At 71.4% G+C, this 20,070-nt stretch carries 13 protein-coding genes; 3 read left to right on the top strand and 10 right to left on the bottom strand.

All coding sequences use genetic code 11. The features are described from left to right. Positions 1-44 precede the first annotated feature (44 nt). The 6 genes from trxB to P3H78_RS20330 all read right to left on the bottom strand — a co-directional run bounded on the left by trxB (position 45) and on the right by P3H78_RS20330 (position 9,631). Positions 45-1,013: a thioredoxin-disulfide reductase gene (gene trxB, locus P3H78_RS20355; protein ID WP_276110495.1), complete on the bottom strand. Its 969-nt coding sequence runs from the start codon at positions 1,011-1,013 to the stop codon at positions 45-47. A gap of 194 nt (positions 1,014-1,207) precedes the next feature. Beyond that, on the bottom strand, positions 1,208-2,158 hold the full coding sequence (locus P3H78_RS20350) for an anti-sigma factor family protein (RefSeq protein WP_276110494.1): 951 nt from the start codon (positions 2,156-2,158) through the stop codon (positions 1,208-1,210). Next, positions 2,155-2,886, bottom strand: coding sequence for an RNA polymerase sigma factor SigM (gene sigM, locus P3H78_RS20345; protein ID WP_276110493.1), 732 nt, complete (start codon positions 2,884-2,886; stop codon positions 2,155-2,157). The genes P3H78_RS20350 and sigM overlap by 4 nt, the downstream gene beginning before the upstream one ends. Positions 2,887-2,910: 24 nt before the next feature. Then, the gene (locus P3H78_RS20340) at positions 2,911-4,632 is read right to left on the bottom strand and encodes a protein kinase family protein (protein WP_276110492.1); all 1,722 of its coding nucleotides are present in this window, start codon (positions 4,630-4,632) and stop codon (positions 2,911-2,913) included. A gap of 118 nt (positions 4,633-4,750) precedes the next feature. Continuing rightward, positions 4,751-7,102 (bottom strand): murein biosynthesis integral membrane protein MurJ, encoded by a 2,352-nt coding sequence (gene murJ / locus P3H78_RS20335; protein ID WP_276110491.1) that lies wholly within the window; start codon positions 7,100-7,102, stop codon positions 4,751-4,753. Between the two features lie 45 nt (positions 7,103-7,147). Beyond that, complete coding sequence (locus tag P3H78_RS20330) at positions 7,148-9,631, bottom strand: DUF6049 family protein (RefSeq protein ID WP_276110490.1); 2,484 nt, start codon at positions 9,629-9,631, stop codon at positions 7,148-7,150. A 300-nt stretch (positions 9,632-9,931) separates the two neighbouring features. Here P3H78_RS20330 and P3H78_RS20325 point away from each other — a divergent pair, with 300 nt between their 5' ends. Further along, on the top strand, positions 9,932-11,407 hold the full coding sequence (locus tag P3H78_RS20325) for a CCA tRNA nucleotidyltransferase (RefSeq protein WP_276110489.1): 1,476 nt from the start codon (positions 9,932-9,934) through the stop codon (positions 11,405-11,407). A gap of 152 nt (positions 11,408-11,559) precedes the next feature. On the opposite strand, the gene P3H78_RS20320 is transcribed toward P3H78_RS20325, so the two are convergent. The 4 genes from P3H78_RS20320 to P3H78_RS20305 form a co-directional block, all read right to left on the bottom strand. Next, positions 11,560-12,081, bottom strand: a complete 522-nt coding sequence (locus tag P3H78_RS20320; RefSeq protein ID WP_276110488.1) for an LppU/SCO3897 family protein — start codon at positions 12,079-12,081, stop codon at positions 11,560-11,562. Positions 12,082-12,176: 95 nt separating this feature from the next. Further along, positions 12,177-13,439, bottom strand: coding sequence for an MFS transporter (locus P3H78_RS20315; RefSeq protein ID WP_276110487.1), 1,263 nt, complete (start codon positions 13,437-13,439; stop codon positions 12,177-12,179). An 82-nt stretch (positions 13,440-13,521) separates the two neighbouring features. Next, positions 13,522-14,604, bottom strand: a complete 1,083-nt coding sequence (locus tag P3H78_RS20310; protein ID WP_276110486.1) for an inositol-3-phosphate synthase — start codon at positions 14,602-14,604, stop codon at positions 13,522-13,524. Between the two features lie 43 nt (positions 14,605-14,647). Beyond that, positions 14,648-15,331, bottom strand: coding sequence for a PadR family transcriptional regulator (locus tag P3H78_RS20305; RefSeq protein WP_276110485.1), 684 nt, complete (start codon positions 15,329-15,331; stop codon positions 14,648-14,650). 353 nt (positions 15,332-15,684) lie between these two features. Here P3H78_RS20305 and P3H78_RS20300 point away from each other — a divergent pair, with 353 nt between their 5' ends. Then, positions 15,685-18,357, top strand: a complete 2,673-nt coding sequence (locus P3H78_RS20300) for a transglycosylase domain-containing protein (RefSeq protein WP_276110484.1) — start codon at positions 15,685-15,687, stop codon at positions 18,355-18,357. A 146-nt stretch (positions 18,358-18,503) separates the two neighbouring features. Continuing rightward, positions 18,504-20,012 (top strand): glycosyltransferase family 87 protein, encoded by a 1,509-nt coding sequence (locus tag P3H78_RS20295; protein ID WP_276110483.1) that lies wholly within the window; start codon positions 18,504-18,506, stop codon positions 20,010-20,012. The last annotated feature ends 58 nt before the right edge of the window (positions 20,013-20,070 follow it).

Below are 20,070 nucleotides of genomic sequence, written 5' to 3'. Positions count from 1 at the left end.
GTTCGTGCGGTGGAGTGATGGGGGCGGGGTGAGGGGGGTGAGCCTCAGACGGCCGTCTTCTCGGGCTCGGGCTGGTCGTCGTCCGCCAGGGCGGCCAGGAAGCGCTCGGCGTCCAGGGCCGCGGAGCAGCCGGTACCGGCCGCGGTGATCGCCTGGCGGTAGGTGTGGTCGACCACGTCACCGGCGCCGAAGACACCGGTCAGGTTGGTGCGGGTGGAAGGGGCGGCGACCTGCAGGTAGCCCTCCTCGTCCAGGTCCAGCTGGCCCTTGAAGAGCTCCGTGCGCGGGTCGTGGCCGATCGCGATGAACAGGCCCGTCACCGCCAGGTCGGAGATCTCGCCGGTCTTCACGTTCCGCAGCTTCAGACCCGAGAGCTTGGGGTCGCCCTCGATCTCGGCCACCTCGCTGTCCCAGACGAACCGGATCTTCGGGTCGGCGAAGGCGCGCTCCTGCATCGCCTTGGAGGCGCGCAGGGTGTCACGGCGGTGGACGACCGTCACGGACTTGGCGAAGCGGGAGAGGAAGGTGGCCTCCTCCATCGCGGTGTCGCCGCCGCCGATCACGGCGATGTCCTGGTCCTTGAAGAAGAAGCCGTCACAGGTGGCGCACCAGGAGACACCGCGGCCGGAGAGGGCGTCCTCGTTGGGGAGACCGAGCTTGCGGTGCTGCGAGCCGGTGGTGACGATCACGGCCTTGGCGCGGTGGACCGTGCCGGCGGTGTCGGTCACGGTCTTGATCTCACCGGTGAGGTCGACGGAGACGACGTCGTCGGGCACCAGCTCGGCGCCGAAGCGCTCGGCCTGGGCCCGCATGTTGTCCATCAGGTCGGGACCCATGATGCCGTCACGGAAGCCGGGGAAGTTCTCGACCTCGGTGGTGTTCATCAGCGCACCGCCCGCGGTGACGGCCCCCTCGAACACCAGCGGCTTCAGCGACGCGCGCGCGGTGTAGAGCGCCGCCGTGTAGCCTGCGGGCCCGGAGCCGATGATGATCACGTTACGGACGTCGCTCACGGCTTGATTCCTCGTCTCTGGACGGTGTCGTACGGCCGGGGTGAGCCTCTCTCACAGCTCTCACCCCACCCAACGGATCCTAAGGGGCGTGCATTCCCGGTGTGGCGGGGCACACGGGTGTGCCGGGTACGACCCTAGGAAGCGCCCCGGGGCGCGCGGGGGGAGCGCACACCGCGGGAAGGGCCGGGGCCGGGTCAGGGACGCGGGTACGACCGTGTCAGGAGCACCGTCGCCCGAGACGCCGGATGACGTACGCAGGTCGCGTCGACGACGTAGGCCGTGACTCGGTCGCCGCCGGAGGTGTCGGGGAGCACCACCAGATAGGCGTCCTTGCCGCTGTAGCTGCCCTTCTGCGCGGCGAGGGCCGAGTCGTCGCGGTGGATGCCCTGCTGGACGCAGGCGGGGACCGCGACGGTGGGTTGGCTCTTCAGTATCCGTGGGCTGCCGGTGCCCGGGCCGGTCTCCACCCCGAAGCTGTGCGGGGCATGCGAACCGTTCTGCCCGTCCTTCGCCTTGTGGAGGAGATCGGTGACCTGGCCCTGGAGTGTGCCCGCGGCGAAGGTGTCCGCCGGGGCGGTGGACTTGCCGTGGGCGGTGGTGTCGGGGCCGCTGCCATGGTTCAGGGTCGCCAGCACCACGGAGGCGATGCCGAGGGCGGCGATCGAGCAGACCGAGCCCAGCACGACGATCCTGCGACGGCCGCGCCGGGAGCGGGGCGTGCGGCCCGGCCCGGTGGAGCCACGGGCATGTCCGGAGGGACGTTCCTCCGGGACCGCGGCGCGCGATGTTTCACGTGAAACATGCGTGCCGTCCTCCGTGGCGGAGGGCGTCCGGCGGGGCGCTGTCCCGTTGTGGACGACGGGCGGCTCGTCCGCCGTGCCGGGAGCCGCGGCCGCCAGCAGTGCCTCGGCGGCGAGGGCGGCGTCGATCCGGCGGGCGACGTCGTCGGGCATGCGCGGCGGGCCCGGCAGAGTGCCCAGCCGGCCGCGGATCTCCTCCAGAGAGGCATGGACGTCGGCGCAGAGGGCGCACTCGTCGAGGTGGCGTCGCAGATCGGCGCTGCGGGCCGGGGGCAGCAGGCCCTCGGTGAGGTCGGAGATCTCGGAGACGTCCGGGTGACCGGCCGTGTCGGTCGTGGATGTCACGCTCGTCCACCTCCGCCCTTCGCAGCAGCTGAATCGCCTGGCTCCGCGTCCCCCGGACCGGATCCCCGAGGGTGCGCTGTCGGTGGGACGGGTGTCCCCTGCACCCGGTTCCGCCCGGGATCGGGTCCGGTTCCGCCCCGTGCGCCGGGGCCGTCCGGCCGGAGGTGGGCCAGCAGGGGCAGGAGTTTGGCTCTGCCCCGCGCGCAGCGGCTCTTCACCGTCCCCGTCGGCACGTCGAGGACCTGAGCGGCCTCGGCGACCGGGTAGCCCTGCATGTCGACGAGCACCAGGGCGGCCCGCTGGTCGACCGGGAGGGTGCCCAGCGCCTCGATGAGTTGCCGCTGCACGTCGTTGCGCTCGGCGGGGGCCGAGGCGGACTCTTGGGGCTCCAGCAGTTGTTCCAGGCGCTCGGTGTCGTCCACCGGGGAGGTCTTCCGGGAGGCGGCCTTGCGGACCCGGTCGAGGCACGCGTTCACCGTGATGCGGTGCAGCCAGGTCGTGACCGCGGACTGCCCGCGGAAGGTATGGGCGGCCCGGTAGGCCGAGACGAACGCGTCCTGCACGGCGTCGGCGGCCTCCTCGCGGTCCCCCAGCGTGCGCAGGGCCACCGCCCAGAGTCGGTCGCGGTGCCGGCGCACGATCTCACCGAAGGCGTCCGGATCGCCTTTCACATGGCGGGCGAGGAGGTCCTGATCGCTCGCGTCACCGTAGGCGGTGCTCTCGGCCATCGGGCCCCTCCCCCTCGCCGGACGTCAGCCCGTGAACTTCACGTCGGTGATCGCCTGCTTGTAGCCGGCCCCGCTGTAGCCGTCGGCGGAGGCAAGGGGCACGTCCGTGATCCACAGGAGCACGTACCGGGTCTTCACCGTCTTCGCCGCCTTCACCGTGAGAGAGGTCCCCCGGGTGGTGGCGGTTCCGATCTCCTTCATCCCGTCGACACTCGTGGACGGGGTCAGCGAGTCCGTGGCGTAGAGGTGGACCGTCGTGTGGTCGCCGGGATACCGGAGCCCTATCGAGGCGGCCGTGACCTCCCGGACGGAGCCGAGGTCGTAGACGATGCCCACGCCCGGCTTGTACGGGGCCAGCTGCGGGCCGGAGTTGTAGCGCTTGGTCCGCCAGTAGGTGGAGCTGTCCGAGTCGTAGGTCTTGCCGACGTCCCCGGGGGCCTGGGCGTCACCGCTGGCGACGTACTCCCGGGCTCCCTCGATGCGCAGCGGCACGGGCGGCCTGGGCTGCTTGCCGTCCTTGTTGTTGCCGTCCGTGGTCTGGGTCTGGTCGCCGTTGTCCGCCTTGCCGCCCTGGTCCATCAGGGCGTCCGCGAGCTGCCAGCTGCCCAGCCCGAGGGCGGCGATCAGGAGCGCGGAGACGGCCCACTTCAGCGCCTTGCCGGTACGGCTCTGCAGCGGGGGCGGCGGGGCGGGCGTGGGCTGGGTGACGCCGGGGCGCGCGGCGGGACGACCGAAGGAGCCCTGCTGGTAGGCCGTGTGCTGGTACTCCGGCGGGGCGGTGAACGCGGGCTCCGGCGGGCGGATGCGGGGCATCTCGCCGATCGCCTTCACCAGCTCCTCGGGCGTGGTGCACGGCGCCTCGTGACGCGAGGCGGTGGCACCGTCGTTGGCCAGGGCGCGCATGGCGAGTTCGGAGAGCCCGCGGTGCACGCCGGCCCGGACCTGGTCCGGGGGGATGAGGCCGATGTCCTTGGGCAGGCCGGACAGGCCGTGGGCATCGCTCTCGTAGGGCCAGCGATGCGTCAGCGCCGCGTACAGCAGGGCGCCGATCGCCTCGGTGTCGGTGCGCTGCGGGGTGTCGGAGCTGACACCGCGCAGTGCGGCGTTCACGGCCAGGCCGCGGATCCGCCACTGTCCCGAGGAGGTGCGCAGGACGGCGTTCGGGTTGAGCCGGAGGTGTGCGAGGCCCTCGCGGTGGGCGGCGGCCATCGCCGAGGCGACCTGGCTGACCAACTGGTAGGCGTCGTGCGGCTCCAGGGGGCCCACGGACAGCAGCGTGGTCAGTTCGGTCGCGTCCGGCAGCCATTCGTGGACGACGTAGACGACGTCGTCCTCCTCGACGGCGTCGAGGACCTGGACGAAGCGGGGGTCGCCGAGCAGGGCGGACGAGCGGGCCGCGGCCAGGACGGAGCGGGCGCGCGCGTGGTCGGCGGGCAGGATGTGCACGCCGACGGCACGGCGGAGCTTCTCGTCCACCGCACGCCAGCTGCTGAAGCCCTCCAGACGGGTGACGCACTCCTCGAGGCGGTAGCGTCTGGCGAGCTTGTGACCGCTGTGCAGTTCAGGCGGTGAGGCCTTCGTCCCGGGACCCTGGGTCCCGCCGCTCCCCTGTGCCTCGTCCTTGTCCGTGTCCCGCTCCCGGTTCTGGGCCACCCCGTCGGCCGTGGACTGGTCCGCCTCGGCGGTCAGCGGCGTCTCGCCGCTGTTCTCTGCCACGTCGACGGCAGCCGTGCTCCGTTCCGCCACCGTCGCTCCTGCCTCCCCATCCATTGCGCGCTGTCCGGCGCCGAAACCAATTGTGCCCACAGTCCGCTGCTATGCACGACACACGGCCGCGGACGATGGTTGTGCGCCTACCCCGGGCTCAACGCCCCAGGCGCCCGCGCACCATGCCCACGAGGGAGTTGATTTCCTCGATGCGCATGCGCCGGGCGGCCAGGAAGAAGACCCCGATCAGCAGCGCCCCGCCCGCCAGCAGCGCGGCGAAGGACCCGAGGACGCCCTGTCCCAGGCTGTGGCCGATGCCGTAGCAGGCCGCGCCGCTGAGGAGCGCCGCCGGCAGCGACGCGATGCTCAGCCGTGCGTACGTCCGCAGCACGCGGGCGCCGTCCAGGTCGCCGCCCAGACGCCGGCGCAGGCGGCGCCAGGCGACCCCGACGCCGATGGCGTAGGCGACGCCGTAGGCGGCGGCCATGCCGGCGACGGCCCAGCGGGGCGGGAGGAGCACGTAGCACAGGGCGGACGCGCCCGCGTTGACGGCGGCCACGATGACCGTGTTGTAGAAGGGCGTCCGGGTGTCCTCGTACGCGTAGAAGGCGCGCAGGACCACGTACTGCACGGAGTAGGGGATCAGGCCGAGGGCGAAGGCCATCAGCATGTAGCCCATGTTGGTGGCGGCGCCGGTGCCGGAGGAACCGAAGATCAACGTGCACATCGGGATGCCCAGGGCGAGGAAGCCGAAGGCGATGGGCACGATGGCGACGGCCGTGGTGCGCAGACCCTGCGAGATGTCGTCGCGGACGGCCCCGGCGTCGTGCTCCGCGGCGGAACGCGAGATGCGGGGCAGCAGGGCTGCCATCAGGGAGACCGTGATGATGGCCTGCGGCAGGCCCCAGATCAGCTGGGCGTTCGCGTAGGCGCTGAAGCCGGTGCCGGGGAGGTTGGTGTCCTTGACCGCCGCGGTGGCCAGCTGGGTGACGACGACGGCGCCCGCCTGGTTGGCGAGGACGAACAGGACCGTCCACTTGGCGAGCATGGCGGCCTTGCCGAGGCCGTGGCCGCGCCAGTCGAAGCGCAGCCGCAGCCGGAAGCCCGTCTCCCGGAGGTAGGGGATCATCGCCAGTGCCTGGACGACGAGGCCGAGGAGGACGCCGACGCCCAGCAGGCGCTCGCCCTCCGGCGGGATGTTCGTGACGTTCATGTGCGAGTTCGCGGCGGTGCCGTAGACCCACAGGAACATGCTGAGCGTCGCGATGATGACGACGTTGTTGAGGACCGGCGTCCACATCATCGCGCCGAACTTGCCGCGGGCGTTGAGGATCTGCCCCATCACCACGTGGACGCCCATGAAGAAGATCGTGGGCAGGAAGTAGCGGGTGAAGGTGACGCCCACCGCGTTGGCCGCCGGGTCACTGGCGACCGGCGTGGAGAGCAGCCGGACCAGCAGCGGCGCCGCGAACATCGCGAGCGCGGTGAGGGCGCCGAGCGCCACGATGACGAGCGTCAGCAGACGGTTGGCGAACGCCTCGCCGCCGTCGTCGTCCTCCTTCATGGCGCGCACGAGCTGCGGGACGAACACGGAGTTCAGGCCGCCGCCGACGGTGAGGATGTAGATCATCGTCGGCAGCTGGTAGGCCACCTGGAAGGTGTCGCCGAGGAGGGCCGTGCCCAGCGCGGCCACGATCATCGCGGAGCGGATGAAGCCGGTCAGCCGGGAGACCATCGTGCCCGCGGCCATCACGGCGCTCGACTTCATCAGACCGGCTGCCCGGCCGCCCTTCTTCGCCGGCGCGGCCGGTGCCGCGGGCGCGACGGGTGCCGGGGCGCTGGTCGCGGTCGCGGCCGACGGCCCGGCGTACGGGCCCGCCGGGCCGCCGGACGGCGCGGGAGAGGGCCCGGGGACCGGGGCGGTGTCGGCCGGCGGGTACGAGTCGGCGTGCTGCGGAGGCCGGTAGCCCTGCCGGCCTCCGGCCTCCTGGTAGCCGCCGTGTGAGGGCTGCTGATAGCCGCCCTGCGGGGGCTCCTGGTATCCGCCCTGCTGCTGGTCCCGGAAGAGGTGCGCGAAGGCGTCCGGCTCGTGCCGGTCCTCCCCGGAGTGGCTGACCAGGTCGTCCACCCCCACGAACCGGGTGGAGCGAGGGTCCTCGCCCTGCGGCAGGTACCGCGTGGTGCCCGACGGCTCCGGCGGCGGGGTCTGCGCCCACACCCGCGGATCGGGGGCGTGCGCGGACGGCTCCGGGGCGCCGTACAGCGGCTGCTGCGGCTGGTGGCTGCCGGGGGGCGGCGGCGGGTGCGCGGCACGGTCGTACAGCGCCTCGCCGACGGGGTCCTGCGCGGTCAGGTCCTGGTCCCGGTAGGGGTCCTCGGCGTACGCGTCCTGGAAGTACGGGTCGGCCGGGGGCTGCGGGGGCACCTGGCCGTGCTCGGGCGGCGGCCCTTCGGGGTAGCCCGAGTTGCCGACGGCATGGCCGCGGTCACCCTCGTACGGCGCGTTCATGGTTACCCCACCTCATCGTCCCGGGCCCACCGGGCCATGACATCCTCAACGGTCCACTTTCTCACCCGTGCCGGACGGGCCGGCGCTTTCCGCTGCGGTGTCCGGCGGCGGGTCACTCGGCTGCTCGGGTGTCCCGGTCCCGCGCCGTTCGCCCGTCTTCCGGGGGAGACGGTCCCCGGTGTCCTGCGGGTTCTCCGCCCCGGAGTCCGGTCCTCCGTCCGTCCCTGTACCCCGGCCGGGCTCCGGGCCGCCGTCCCGGCCGTCCTGCGCCTCGGCGGCGGCTCCGGCGCCCTCGGCGTCCGCGGTCTCCTCCGCCTCCGCGGCCTCTTCGGCGTCCCGTGCGGCGGCCCGCTTGCGCTGGGTGTACATCCGGAAGCCGGCCAGGACGAGCAGCAGCACACCGCCGCCGATGACCAGCATCACCGTGGCCGTGACCTCGGTGACCTTCACGTCGAAGGAGACGGGGGCCCCGTATTCCTGGCCGTCCTGGGTGTACAGCTGGGCGATCACCGTGACCCGGCCGTTGGCGTTGGCCGAGGTGGCGAACTTCACCGACTGGCTGTGGCCGCCCGAGACCGTCACCGGCTGCTCGGCGTAGGCCCTGCCGCCGATCTTCAGCCGTGTGGGGTTGGTGGAGGTGAGCCGCAGCACCAGGTGGTCGACGCCCTGCACCAGGTTGTTCTGGACGGTGACCGGGATCGTGGCGCTGCGTCCGGAGAGCTTCGTCTCCGACTTGTCGATCAGCTTCACTTCCCGGGAGAGGTCGTCGAGGTACTGCTCCACGCCGTCCCGGAAGCCGCCCGCGGCGGCCGCCCGGCCCCGCCACGACGTGGACATCTCACGGTTCATGGCCCGGCCGAACGGCGTGACCACCCGGGACTCGTCGGTGAGGACGACCTTGAAGTTGTCGATCTTGTCCTGGGTCCGGGCGATCGCGGTGAAGGCCGACCGCCGCAGCTCCTGGCGGCGCAGCGAGACCGGATAGTCCGCGGACGAGGGGATGCGCGTGGCGGCGCCGGGATCCGGCTTGGTCCGGGCCGCCGCGTTCAGGTCCTCGGACTGGGACCAGGTGCCCTGCTGCAGGTCGGTGAGCGCCTGCGCCATCGCCTGGGCCTGGCTCGCGCTGGGCATGCGCTGCGGGGCGACGACGACGCTGCGCTCCTTGTCGGTCTGCTGGTCGAGCTCCAGGCTCTGGGCGAGGAACTGCTGCACGGCGAGCGTGGTGCTGCCGGCCTGCGTCAGGTCGCCCTCGAAGGCCGTGGACAGCCGGGCGTCCGCGACGACCGCGCTGGTGCCCCCGCCGACGGGCCGGGCGGCCGAGGGCGTGTAGGACAGGCCGCTGCTCTCCTGGAGGCTGTCGCTGCGCGCGATGACCTTGTCGGCGCCCGCCGAGGTGGCGACCTTGACGATCGAGGGGTCGACGGCGCCGTCCACCGGCCATGCGTAGTCCGTGCTCGGCGTCACGTGGAGGATGGTCTGCACCGTGCTGGAAGCGACGTCGGTGGCGTCCTTGAGCTGGCTCAGGGAGCCGCCGACGGCCGTGCCGCGGTGCGCGAGGGACGCCAGGTCCGGGTCGGCGAACGGCAGCGCGACGACGTCCTTGCCCGCGACGGCCTTCTGCATCTGTGCGAGCCACTGCTTGGCGAGCGCCTGGTGGGTGCCCGGCACGAAGGTTCCGTCGGCGGTGCGGATCCGGTAGCTGCGGGTCATGGCGTCCACGGACGCCAGCAGGTCGGGGTCGATCACCCAGGTGATGTCGAGGTCCTTGCCCAGTGCGAGCATCTGGGCGAGCCGGCCGCCGGGGCCGATCTCCTTGGCGAGGTCGTCGTTGCCGAAGTACGGCGTCTGCTGCTCGCCGGGACCGGTCTCGGCCATCATGTGGACGTCGGAGATCAGCGGCCACAGGAAGGTCGTTCTGCTCTTGGTGTCGGCGTCGCCGGGCTGCCACGGCAGGAAGGTGCGCTGGATGCCGAGTACCTGGTCCCACGGCTGGGCCGGGGTCCGGCCGGACAGCGAGACGGCGAGCTGGTAGACCCCGTCCGCGGAGAGATCGAGTTTCGCGGCCGGTACGGCGATGCTGAAGTGCTCGGCGACGCCCGGGGTGAGCTTCGCGAACTTCTGGACGTACTTCCCACCGACCTCGGAGCCGTCCGCGGCGGGCGAGAAGCGGGTGCGCTGGGCGACCGCGTCGATCGCCGAGCGGGTGTGCAGTTCGGGGCCGACGCGCAGGCCCACGTGGGCGTCGGTGACGTCCTGCCGGCCGTTGTTCGTGACGGTGCCGGTGACGGTCACCGTGTCGTTCTCCGCGGGCGCGCTGGGGCTCAGGGAGTCCAGGGCGACGGAGACCGTGCCGGAGCCGGAGGCGGGGGCCTGCGCGGGGGCCTGGGGGGACGCGGCAGCGGAGGTCGCGCCGGGCAGCTGGAGGAGGCCGGCCAGGAGCGGCGCCCCGGCGAGCAGTGCCCCGGTGCGCCGCAACCAGCGGCGGGCAGGTGAGGGACTGGTCCCCTGGAAGTCTGCCGCGTCGGCCACGCGCTCGCCCGTCCCTCGTCGTCGTCAGTGGTCCTCGGAATGTGCGTCCAGGCATGGTAACGATGCCCGCTGAGGGGAAGTGCCGCGGAGGCGCCCTCAAGATCGACCGACCTCGGTGCTCGCCCCGGATATGCGCGTATCCGTGGATGCTGTTTATTACGTCACAAAGGTGCCTTTTGGTTCCGGTGTGTGCTCGAGGGTCGGTGGGGTGCAGGGTGAGCCGGGGGCCGTACGGGCGGCTCGGTCGCCCCGGGAAACGACGGCGCGGCCGGGTGCCCCGGGCACGTACCCTCTTCTGTTGTGCCGAACGCCAACGATGACACCCCCTCTGCCCTGAGCCAGGTCCAGCAGCGCGCGGTGAGCGAGCTGCTGCGGGTGGCCCCCGTCGCCGACGAGCTCGCCCGCCGCTTCGAGGAGGCCGGCTTCTCGCTCGCCCTGGTCGGCGGCTCGGTCCGGGACGCGCTGCTCGGGCGGCTGGGCAACGACCTCGACTTCACGACCGACGCGCACCCCGAGGACGTGCTGAAGATCGTGCGGCCCTGGGCGGACGCGGTCTGGGACGTCGGAATCGCCTTCGGCACGGTCGGCGCGCAGAAGGAGGCCCGGGTCGGCGGTGTCGACCGGCGCTTCCAGATCGAGGTCACCACCTACCGGTCGGAGGCCTACGACCGCACCTCGCGCAAGCCCGAGGTGTCGTACGGCGACTCCATCGAGCAGGACCTGGTCCGGCGGGACTTCACCGTCAATGCGATGGCCCTGGCGCTGCCGGAGAAGACCTTCATCGACCCGCACGGCGGGCTGGAGGACCTGGCGTCGCGGGTGCTGCGCACCCCGGGGACGCCCGAGGACTCCTTCTCCGACGATCCGCTGCGGATGATGCGCGCGGCCCGGTTCGCCGCGCAGCTCGACTTCGAGGTCGCCCCCGAGGTCGTCGCCGCGATGAAGGGCATGGCCGAGCGGATCGGGATCGTCTCCGCCGAGCGGGTGCGGGACGAGCTGAACAAGCTCATCCTGTCCGCGCACCCCCGCAAGGGGCTCAAGCTGCTCGTCGAGTCCGGTCTGGCCGACCGGGTGCTGCCCGAGCTGCCGGCGCTGCGGCTGGAGAGCGACGAGCACCACCGGCACAAGGACGTGTACGAGCACACGCTCATCGTCCTGGAGCAGGCGATCGCCCTGGAGGAGGACGGTCCCGACCTGGTCCTCCGGCTGGCAGCGCTGCTGCACGACATCGGCAAGCCGCGCACACGCCGCTTCGAGCAGGACGGCCGGGTCTCCTTCCACCACCACGAGGTGGTCGGCGCGAAGATGACCAAGAAGCGCATGACCGCGCTGAAGTACTCCAACGAGCTGGTGAAGGACGTCGCGCATCTGGTGGAGCTGCACCTGCGCTTCCACGGCTACGGCACGGGCGAGTGGACCGACTCCGCGGTCCGCCGCTACGTGCGGGACGCCGGCCCCCTGCTCACCCGGCTCCACAAGCTGACCCGCTCCGACTGCACCACCCGCAACAAGCGCAAGGCGTCCGCGCTGTCCCGTGCCTACGACGGCCTGGAGGCGCGCATCGCCCAGCTCCAGGAGCAGGAGGAGCTCGACGCCATCCGCCCGGACCTCGACGGCAACCAGATCATGGAGATCCTCGGGGTGCAGCCGGGCCCGGCCGTCGGCCGGGCGTACCGCCACCTGCTGGAGCTGCGACTGGAGCACGGCCCGATGGGGCACGACGAGGCCGTGACGGCGCTCAAGGAGTGGTGGGCCGGGCAGGACACCCGGGGCTGAGCCTCCGGCGCTGGTTCCCGGCGCACACGGACACGCAAACGGGCTCGTGTTTCACGTGAAACACGAGCCCGCGCCATGACGAAGGGGCGAGGTTTCACGTGAAACCCCGCCCCTTCGTCATGGGTCGACCGGCCAAGCGGTCGACCGGGGTGTTACTTCGTCTCCTTCAGGCAGAGCACCACGTCGTGGCCGGAGCCCGACTGGATGTACCAGATCGGCGCGTCCTTGACGCCCTGGCACTTGTTCTCGTCGCTGGTGCCGTCGAACTTCTGGACCACCTTGTACTGGGCGCCGCTGGAGGAGCAGCCCACCTCGTTCAGGTCCGGCTTCGAGTAGGTGCCGTCGTTGTGCATGCAGGAGCCCACCGACGTCGTCTCCGCGTCGTCGCGGCTGAGGAACCAGCCCGCGCCGAACTTGACGATGCCGATGATGATGGCGACGACGATGATGCCCACGATCCGCAGCGCCTTCTTGCCCGCGCGCTTGCCGGCCGGCGGCGGGGGCAGCGGGGCGCCCTGCTGCTGCGGGAAGGGGGCGTACGGCTGCTGGGGGACTCCCGGCTGCATGGGCTGCTGCCCCATCGGAGCGGCGGGTGCCTGGGCGTACGGGTTCTGGCCCTGAGGCGGCGGCGGAACAGTCACTTGGGGGTCCCCCTGGATGTAGGTGGCGCGCATGACGCGGACATGGCGCAAAGTAAGACGCTCGTAAGTTACCGGCCCCCACTGACAGTGCTCCATTCCGGAGGCACTCTGTAGCTCTGATGTGACACTTACTGGCGCTCAAAGCGGGCCATAGCCACTGCAACCGCTCCGTAGACGAGGGCGATCGTCACCACGAGCACGGTCGAGCGGCCGTCCGGCGGGAGCATCACGGCGGCGACGGCCGCGGCGCCGACGAAGGAAACGTTGAAAAGGACGTCGTAAACGGAGAAGATCCGGCCGCGGAAGCCGTCCTCCACCGTGGCCTGGACGACCGTGTCCGTGGCGATCTTGGCGCCCTGGGTCGTCAGCCCCAGGAAGAAGGCGGCGGCCAGCAGGGCGCCGGCGGTGAAGGGCAGGCCGAGCGCCGGTTCGAGCACCGCCGCGGACGCCGCGCACACCACGATCCAGCGGGCGGGCCCGAGCCGCCCCGCGCCCCAGGGCGTGACGAGGGCCGCGGCGAAGAACCCGGCGCCGGAGGCTCCCAGCGCCAGCCCCAGCAGCCGCAGTCCGGCCTGCGGGCCGGAGGTCAGCCCGTACCGGCACAGCATCAGCACCAGCACGGTCAGGGCGCCGTAGCAGAACCGCATGAGGGTCATCGCGCCCAGTGCCCACGCGGCCTCCCGGCGCTCCGGGGCGGCCAGGTGCCGCACGCCCGCCGCGAGGTCCCGGGCGCTGCCGGCCAGGGCGGCGCCCAGCCTGGGCTGGATCAGCTCGCGGTCGGGACCGAGCAGCCCCGGAGCCAGGAGCAGGGAGACCAGTGCGGCGCACAGGTAGAGGACGGCGCCGAGGAGCACCACGGCCGCGTCGGAGTCCTGGGACAGCAGGCGGACGGCGAAGGCGAGGCCGCCACCCGCGAAGGCGGCCAGGGAACCGGCGGTCGGCGACAGCGAGTTGGCGATCACCAGGCGCTGGGCGTCGACGACCCGGGGCAGCGAGGCGGACAGGCCGGACAGCACGAAGCGGTTGACGGCGGTGACGCAGAGGGCGGAGACGTAGAAGAGCCGGTCCGGGACGGCGGCGGCGATCAGCACGGCGGTCACCGCGGCCATCCCCGCCCGGGCGAGGTTGCCGTACAGGAAGACCTGGCGGCGCCGCCAGCGGTCCAGGAGTGCGCCGGCGAACGGGCCGACCAGGGAGTAGGGAAGGAGCAGCACCGCCATCGCGGAGGCGATCGCGGCGGCCGAGGTCTGCCGCTCCGGCGAGAAGACGACGTAGGCGGCGAGTGCGACCTGGTAGACGCCGTCGGCCCCCTGGGAGAGCAGCCGGACGGCGAGCAGGCGCCGGAAGTCCCGGAAGCGCAGCAGGACCCGCAGGTCACGGACGACGGCCATGGGGCACAGCCTCACACACGGGGAAGGGTCCCCGGGGGCGATACCCCGAGGACCCTTCAGCGACGCGTGGTCAGGAGCGGGTTCAGCGCTCGACCTCGCCGCGGATGAACTTCTCCACGTTCTCCCGGGCCTCGTCGTCGAAGTACTGGACCGGCGGGGACTTCATGAAGTACGAGGACGCCGACAGGATCGGGCCGCCGATGCCGCGGTCCTTGGCGATCTTCGCGGCGCGCACGGCGTCGATGATGACACCGGCGGAGTTCGGGGAGTCCCAGACCTCGAGCTTGTACTCCAGGTTCAGCGGGACGTCGCCGAAGGCGCGGCCCTCGAGGCGGACGTAGGCCCACTTGCGGTCGTCCAGCCAGGCGACGTAGTCGGACGGGCCGATGTGGACGTTGTTCTCGCCGAGGTCCCGGTCGGGGATCTGGGAGGTGACGGCCTGCGTCTTGGAGATCTTCTTGGACTCCAGGCGCTCGCGCTCGAGCATGTTCTTGAAGTCCATGTTGCCGCCGACGTTCAGCTGCATGGTGCGGTCCAGGACGACACCGCGGTCCTCGAACAGCTTCGCCATGACGCGGTGCGTGATGGTGGCGCCGACCTGGGACTTGATGTCGTCGCCGACGATCGGGACACCCGCGGCGGTGAACTTGTCCGCCCACTCCTTGGTGCCGGCGATGAAGACCGGGAGGGCGTTGACGAAGGCGACCTTCGCGTCGATGGCGCACTGCGCGTAGAACTTCGCGGCGTCCTCGGAGCCCACGGGCAGGTAGCAGACCAGGACGTCGACCTGCTTGTCCTTGAGGACCTGGACGACGTCGACCGGCTCGGCGTCGGACTCCTCGATGGTCTGGCGGTAGTACTTGCCGAGACCGTCGTGGGTGTGGCCGCGCTGGACGGTGACACCGGAGGAGGGCACGTCGCAGATCTTGATGGTGTTGTTCTCGGAGGCGCCGATGGCGTCGGCGAGGTCGAGGCCCACCTTCTTCGCGTCGACGTCGAAGGCGGCGACGAACTCGATGTCCCGCACGTGGTAGTCGCCGAACTGCACGTGCATCAGGCCCGGGACCTTGGACGCCGGGTCGGCGTCCTTGTAGTACTCGACGCCCTGCACCAGCGACGCGGCGCAGTTGCCCACGCCGACGATGGCTACGCGAACCGAACCCATTCCGGTTGCTCCCTGTGTGTACGAGTGAGGCCCGTGGCGGGTCTCACGTGGCGGTGTCGTCGGGCGAATCCGGTCGGGGGGTGGCCCCGCGCCGGGGCAGGTCGCCCGTCGCTCCAGATGTGGTGTCCTGCTGAGCGGGTCCCCCGTCGGCGGCACCCCTGAGGTCCCGCCCGGCCCGCTCGCTCTCGATGAGCTCGTTCAGCCAGCGCACTTCGCGCTCCACGGACTCCATTCCGTGGCGCTGGAGCTCGAGTGTGTAGTCGTCGAGGCGCTCCCGGGTGCGGGCCAGGGAGGCGCGCATCTTCTCCAGGCGCTCCTCCAGCCGGCTGCGGCGGCCCTCCAGGACGCGCATGCGCACGTCGCGGGACGTCTGCCCGAAGAAGGCGAACCGGGCGGCGAAGGTCTCGTCCTCGTAGGCGTCGGGTCCGGTCTGGGAGAGCAGTTCCTCGAAGTGGTCCTTACCGGCCGCGGTCAGCCGGTAGACGATCTTGGCGCGGCGTCCGGCGAGCGGTGCGGCGAGGGCTTCCTCGTGCGTGCTGCCGGTCTCCTCGATCAACCAGCCGTTGGCGACCAGCGTCTTGAGGCACGGATAGAGGGTCCCGTAGCTGAACGCACGGAACACGCCGAGTGACGTGTTGAGACGTTTGCGCAGCTCGTAGCCGTGCATCGGGGACTCGCGGAGCAGGCCGAGCACGGCGAACTCGAGGATGCCGGAACGTCGGCTCACCGTCGCCTCCTCTCGTCCTTATCTCGCGCTGATGTATCGACTCGATACATCTAGACGATAGAACGACCCCCCGGATGCGACAAGAGGGGACAGAGTGAGCGGGGTCACATCACTGATTCGTTGCAGGCAAGTTGCCTGATTTGGGGTGAACTTCGGGGCTCGGATGGTTTTGGTGGTGCGTAGTCTGTGCGCCATGGACACCACCGGGAACCAAGTGACGCTGGGGGGCGTCCTCGTCCTCGGTGCAGTACGGGTGAATGCGCGACCGACCACATCCGTACTTCGGGGGGACCGGAAACCAGCCGCCGTTTCCAGGCGCGCAAAGGTGCGCCTGCCCGAGGAGTAATCGTTCGATGAGCGAGCACCGTCGCAAACCGCCGCAGTCGCAGGAAGGCGGACGTGCCGCGGCCCGACGCGGTCAGCCCGGCCCGTCCTCCGGCCGCCGTGCGGCTCCGCGAGGCGCCACCGGATCTCCCGCGGACTCCCAGGGGCCCGGTTCCCATGGGTCGGGTTCCTATGGTGCGCCTGCCGAGGAGCGCCCCTACGGCAGCCGCGCGGAAGCCCGCCGGGCCGCGCAGAGAGGCGGCGGCCGGCGCCGGACCGCCGACCCCGCGGGCCCGGGAGGTCCCGGGCGGGGCCGGCAGCGTCCCGGACCACCGTCGGGGAGGCGCTTCATCGACTACCCGCGCGCGGGCAAGTACGGGGCGGCCCGCTGGCTGCCGTCCTGGAAACTCGTGACGGGTCTGTTCCTCGGTCTCATAGGAGGCCTGGTGGCGGTGGCCGGCATCGGCTACGCCCTGGTGGCCGTGCCGAACGTGGCCCAGGCCGCGCAGGCGCAGAACAACGTCTACTTCTGGAACGACGGCACGGAGATGGTCAGCACCGGTGGCGAGGCCAACCGGCAGATCGTCAACCTGTCGAAGATCCCGAAGGCGATGCAGTACGCCGTGGTCTCCCAGGAGAACAAGACCTTCTACAGCGACAGCGGCGTCGACCCCAACGGCATCGCCCGCGCGGTCTTCAACATGGCCACCGGCGGCCAGACGCAGGGTGGCTCCACCATCACCCAGCAGTACGTGAAGAACGCCCGCCTGGACGACCAGTCGCAGACGCTCACCCGTAAGTTCAAGGAGATCTTCATCTCCATCAAGGTGGGTGCGACGGTCCCCAAGGACAAGATCATGGAGGGCTACCTCAACTCCGCGTACTACGGACGGGGTGCCTACGGGATCCAGGCGGCCGCGCGCGCCTACTTCTACAAGGACGCCAGCAAGCTGAACCCCGGTGAGTGCGCGTTCCTGGCGGCGACGCTCAAGGGCGCCACCTACTACGACCCCGCGGGCTCGACCTCCCTCGACCCCACGGCCACGCCGCAGGCCAACCGCGCGCGGGCCCTGTCGCAGATGCAGGACACGCTCGACAAGATGGTCAAGTACGGCCACCTGAGCGCCGCGGAGCGGGCCCACTACACGACGCTGCCCGACTGGAAGAACCCCCGGCCGAGCGGCCGTCTCGGCGGTCAGATCGGCTACCTGGTGGACCTCGCCAAGGCCTACCTCATCAACAACACGAACATCACCGCCGACGATCTGACCCGAGGCGGGTACCGGATCACCACGACCTTCGACAAGCACAAGGTCGCAGCGCTGGAGAAGGCCGTCGAGAACGTCCGGAAGAACAACATCAAGCCCGGACTGCGGCCGAAGACCGACAAGTTCGTCCAGTTCGGCGGGGCCTCCGTGGACCCGAAGTCCGGTGCCATCAAGGCGATCTACGGCGGCGAGGACGCGACCAAGCACTTCACCGACAACGCCGACGCCACCGGCGCCCAGGTGGGCTCGACCTTCAAGCCCTTCGTCCTCGCGGCCGCGATGCGCGACGGCGTCCGGGACCCGCACGGCGACCCCGTCCAGGCGCAGGACGAGCGCACGCAGGTCTCCCCGAAGAGCCGGTTCAGCGGCATGAACAAGCTCAAGGTGAAGGACTACGACGGGTCGGTCTGGAAGAACGAGAAGGGCGAGGAGTGGCTGCAGACCAATGACGGCGGCGAGTCCTACGGCACCGCTCCGGGCTACATGATCGACCTGCGGGAGGCCATGCGGGAGTCGGTGAACTCCGCCTTCGTGCAGCTCGGCATGGACGTCGGCCTGGACAAGGTCAAGCAGGCGGCGCTGGACGCGGGCCTGAAGCAGAACAGCCTCGCCGGCACCAGCTACCCGTCCTTCTCGATCGGCATCTCCGACCCCAGCGCCATCCGCATGGCCGGCGCCTACTCGACCTTCGCCGCGAGCGGCCAGCAGAACGACCCGTTCTCGGTGACCAAGGTCGAGAACAAGGACGGCACGGTCTACCAGCACAAGAGCCAGACCAAGCAGGGGTTCACGTCCAAGGTGGCCGACAACGTCACCGACGTCCTGCGGACCGTCGTCGAGAAGGGCACGGGCACCGCCGCCAAGCTGCCCGGACGGCAGGTGGCGGGCAAGACCGGTACCACCGACGGCAACAAGTCGGCGTGGTTCGTGGGCTACACCCCGCAGCTGTCCACCGCGATCAGCATGTTCCGGATGGACGACGACGCGGCGAACAAGGCCCGCACGTTCCTGGAGATGTACGGCACGGGCGGCCAGGAGAAGATCCACGGCGCCTCGTTCCCCGCCGAGATCTGGCACGACTACATGTACCAGGCGCTCCAGGGCCAGCCGGCGGAGGCGTTCCCGCCGCCGCAGCCCATCGGTGAGGTCGTCAACGCGGCGCCGACCCCGACGCCGAGCCCGACGCCCACCCAGACCCAGACGGCGAGCCCGACGCCGACCCCGACGCCGAGCGACACCGCCACGTCGCCGTCGCCCCAGCCGACGGACACCTGCGGCTTCTTCGGCTGCCCCAACACCGGCGGCCAGAACGGCAACGGCAACGGTGGCACCGGCGGAGGCCCCACGCCGACGCCGACGATCACGGAGACGACGGGCAACGGCGGCACCACCCGCGGCAACGGCAACGGCGGCTTCTTCGGAGGCGGCGGCTGACGCGGAGCGCCGTCGGCGCAGCAGCGGAGGGGGTCACCGGTTCCGGCCGGCGGCCCCCTCCGGCGTTCTCCGGGAAACCGCCCCGCGGCCCGGGGAAAGGGGCGTGCGCACGGCCCCGCCCAGGTGCGTACGGCAGGATGTGCGGCATGACCGGTGCTGAATCGACGCAAGCGAGCCTGCACGAGCCCGACCCGGTGCGGCCGACCCAGGAGGACGCGGTCGCCGCGGCCGGCAGCGAGCTGATCGGCGGACCCGTCGGGCGGCGGGCCCTGCTCGGGACGTCCTGGTGGACCCCGCTCCGGGTGGTCGCGCTGGTCGCGATCGGCGTCTTCGCCCTCGGTCTGGTCCAGAAGGCGCCCTGCTACAACGGCGCCTGGTTCTTCGGGGCCAGCTCGCAGTACACCAAGGCGTGCTACTCCGACATCCCGCACCTCTACCAGGGGCGCGGATTCGCCGACGGGCTCGTCCCGTACTTCGACAAGCTCCCCGGCGACATGGACTACCTCGAGTACCCGGTGCTGACCGGCGTGTTCATGGAGGTCGCCGCCTGGCTGACACCGGGCACCGGCACCATCCAGCACCAGGAGCAGTGGTACTGGATGGTCAACGCCGCGATGCTGATGGTGTGCGCCGCCGTCATCGCCGTCAGCGTCGCCCGGACGCACGCCCGCCGGCCCTGGGACGGGCTGCTGGTGGCCCTCGCGCCCGCCTTCGCGCTGACCGCCACCATCAACTGGGACCTGCTGGCGGTCGCCCTGACGGCCGCCGCCATGCTGATGTGGTCCCGCGGCCGGCCCGTCGCCTTCGGCGTCCTCCTCGGCCTCGCCACGGCCGCCAAGCTCTACCCCGTCTTCCTGCTCGGCCCGCTGCTGGTGCTGTGCTGGCGGGCGGGCCGGTGGCGGGAGTTCGGCAAGGCGTTCGGCGGCGCCGCCGGGGCCTGGCTGGTCGTGAACCTCCCCGTGATGCTCTTCGCCTTCGAGGGCTGGTCGAAGTTCTACCGGTTCAGCCAGGAACGCGGGGTCGACTTCGGCTCCTTCTGGCTGGTCCTTGCCCAGAACTCCGCCCGCCCGCTCAGCACCGGCACCGTCAACACGCTCGCCACGCTGCTCATGCTGCTGGCCTGCATGGGCATCGCCGCCCTCGCGCTCACCGCGCCGCGCCGCCCCCGTTTCGCCCAGCTGGCGTTCCTGATCGTCGCGGCCTTCATCCTCACCAACAAGGTCTACTCCCCCCAGTACGTCCTGTGGCTGGTGCCGCTGGCCGCGCTGGCCCGGCCCAAGTGGCGGGACTTCCTGGTCTGGCAGGCCTGCGAGGTGGCGTACTTCCTCGGGATCTGGATGTACCTCGCCTACACGACCAGCGGGGACGCCCACAAGGGGCTGCCGACCGACGGCTACCACTGGGCGATCGGCGTGCACCTGCTGGGGACGCTGTACCTGTGCGCCGTCGTGGTGCGCGACATCCTCATGCCCGAGCGGGACGTGGTGCGCCTGGCAGGCGACGACGACCCCTCGGGCGGTGTGCTCGACGGCGCGGAGGACGTCTTCGTGTTCGGCACGGCGGCCCGTCCGCGGCGGCACGCGCTGCACTTCGACGGGCCCCGGGTGGAGTGGGGCCGGCGGGCCGCGGCCGCCCCGGGGGACGGTTCGCTCTGAGCGAACGGCCGGTGCGGGCCGGACGGGCCCGCCGCAGCGCCGGCCCCTCGGGGCGGGC

The sequence above is a fragment of the Streptomyces tropicalis genome, assembly GCF_029269835.1.
Classification (GTDB): Bacteria; Actinomycetota; Actinomycetes; order Streptomycetales; family Streptomycetaceae; genus Streptomyces; species Streptomyces tropicalis.
This window is presented reverse-complemented; position numbering and strand designations above follow the sequence as displayed.

Coding starts and splice junctions, on each gene's coding strand:
- P3H78_RS20310 (WP_276110486.1), bottom strand. CDS start 14,604: ATGGGTTCGGTTCGCGTAGCCATCGTCGGCGTGGGCAACTGCGCCGCG.
- murJ (WP_276110491.1), bottom strand. CDS start 7,102: ATGAACGCGCCGTACGAGGGTGACCGCGGCCATGCCGTCGGCAACTCG.
- P3H78_RS20320 (WP_276110488.1), bottom strand. CDS start 12,081: ATGCGCGCCACCTACATCCAGGGGGACCCCCAAGTGACTGTTCCGCCG.
- P3H78_RS20300 (WP_276110484.1), top strand. CDS start 15,685: ATGAGCGAGCACCGTCGCAAACCGCCGCAGTCGCAGGAAGGCGGACGT.
- P3H78_RS20295 (WP_276110483.1), top strand. CDS start 18,504: ATGACCGGTGCTGAATCGACGCAAGCGAGCCTGCACGAGCCCGACCCG.
- P3H78_RS20315 (WP_276110487.1), bottom strand. CDS start 13,439: ATGGCCGTCGTCCGTGACCTGCGGGTCCTGCTGCGCTTCCGGGACTTC.
- sigM (WP_276110493.1), bottom strand. CDS start 2,886: ATGGCCGAGAGCACCGCCTACGGTGACGCGAGCGATCAGGACCTCCTC.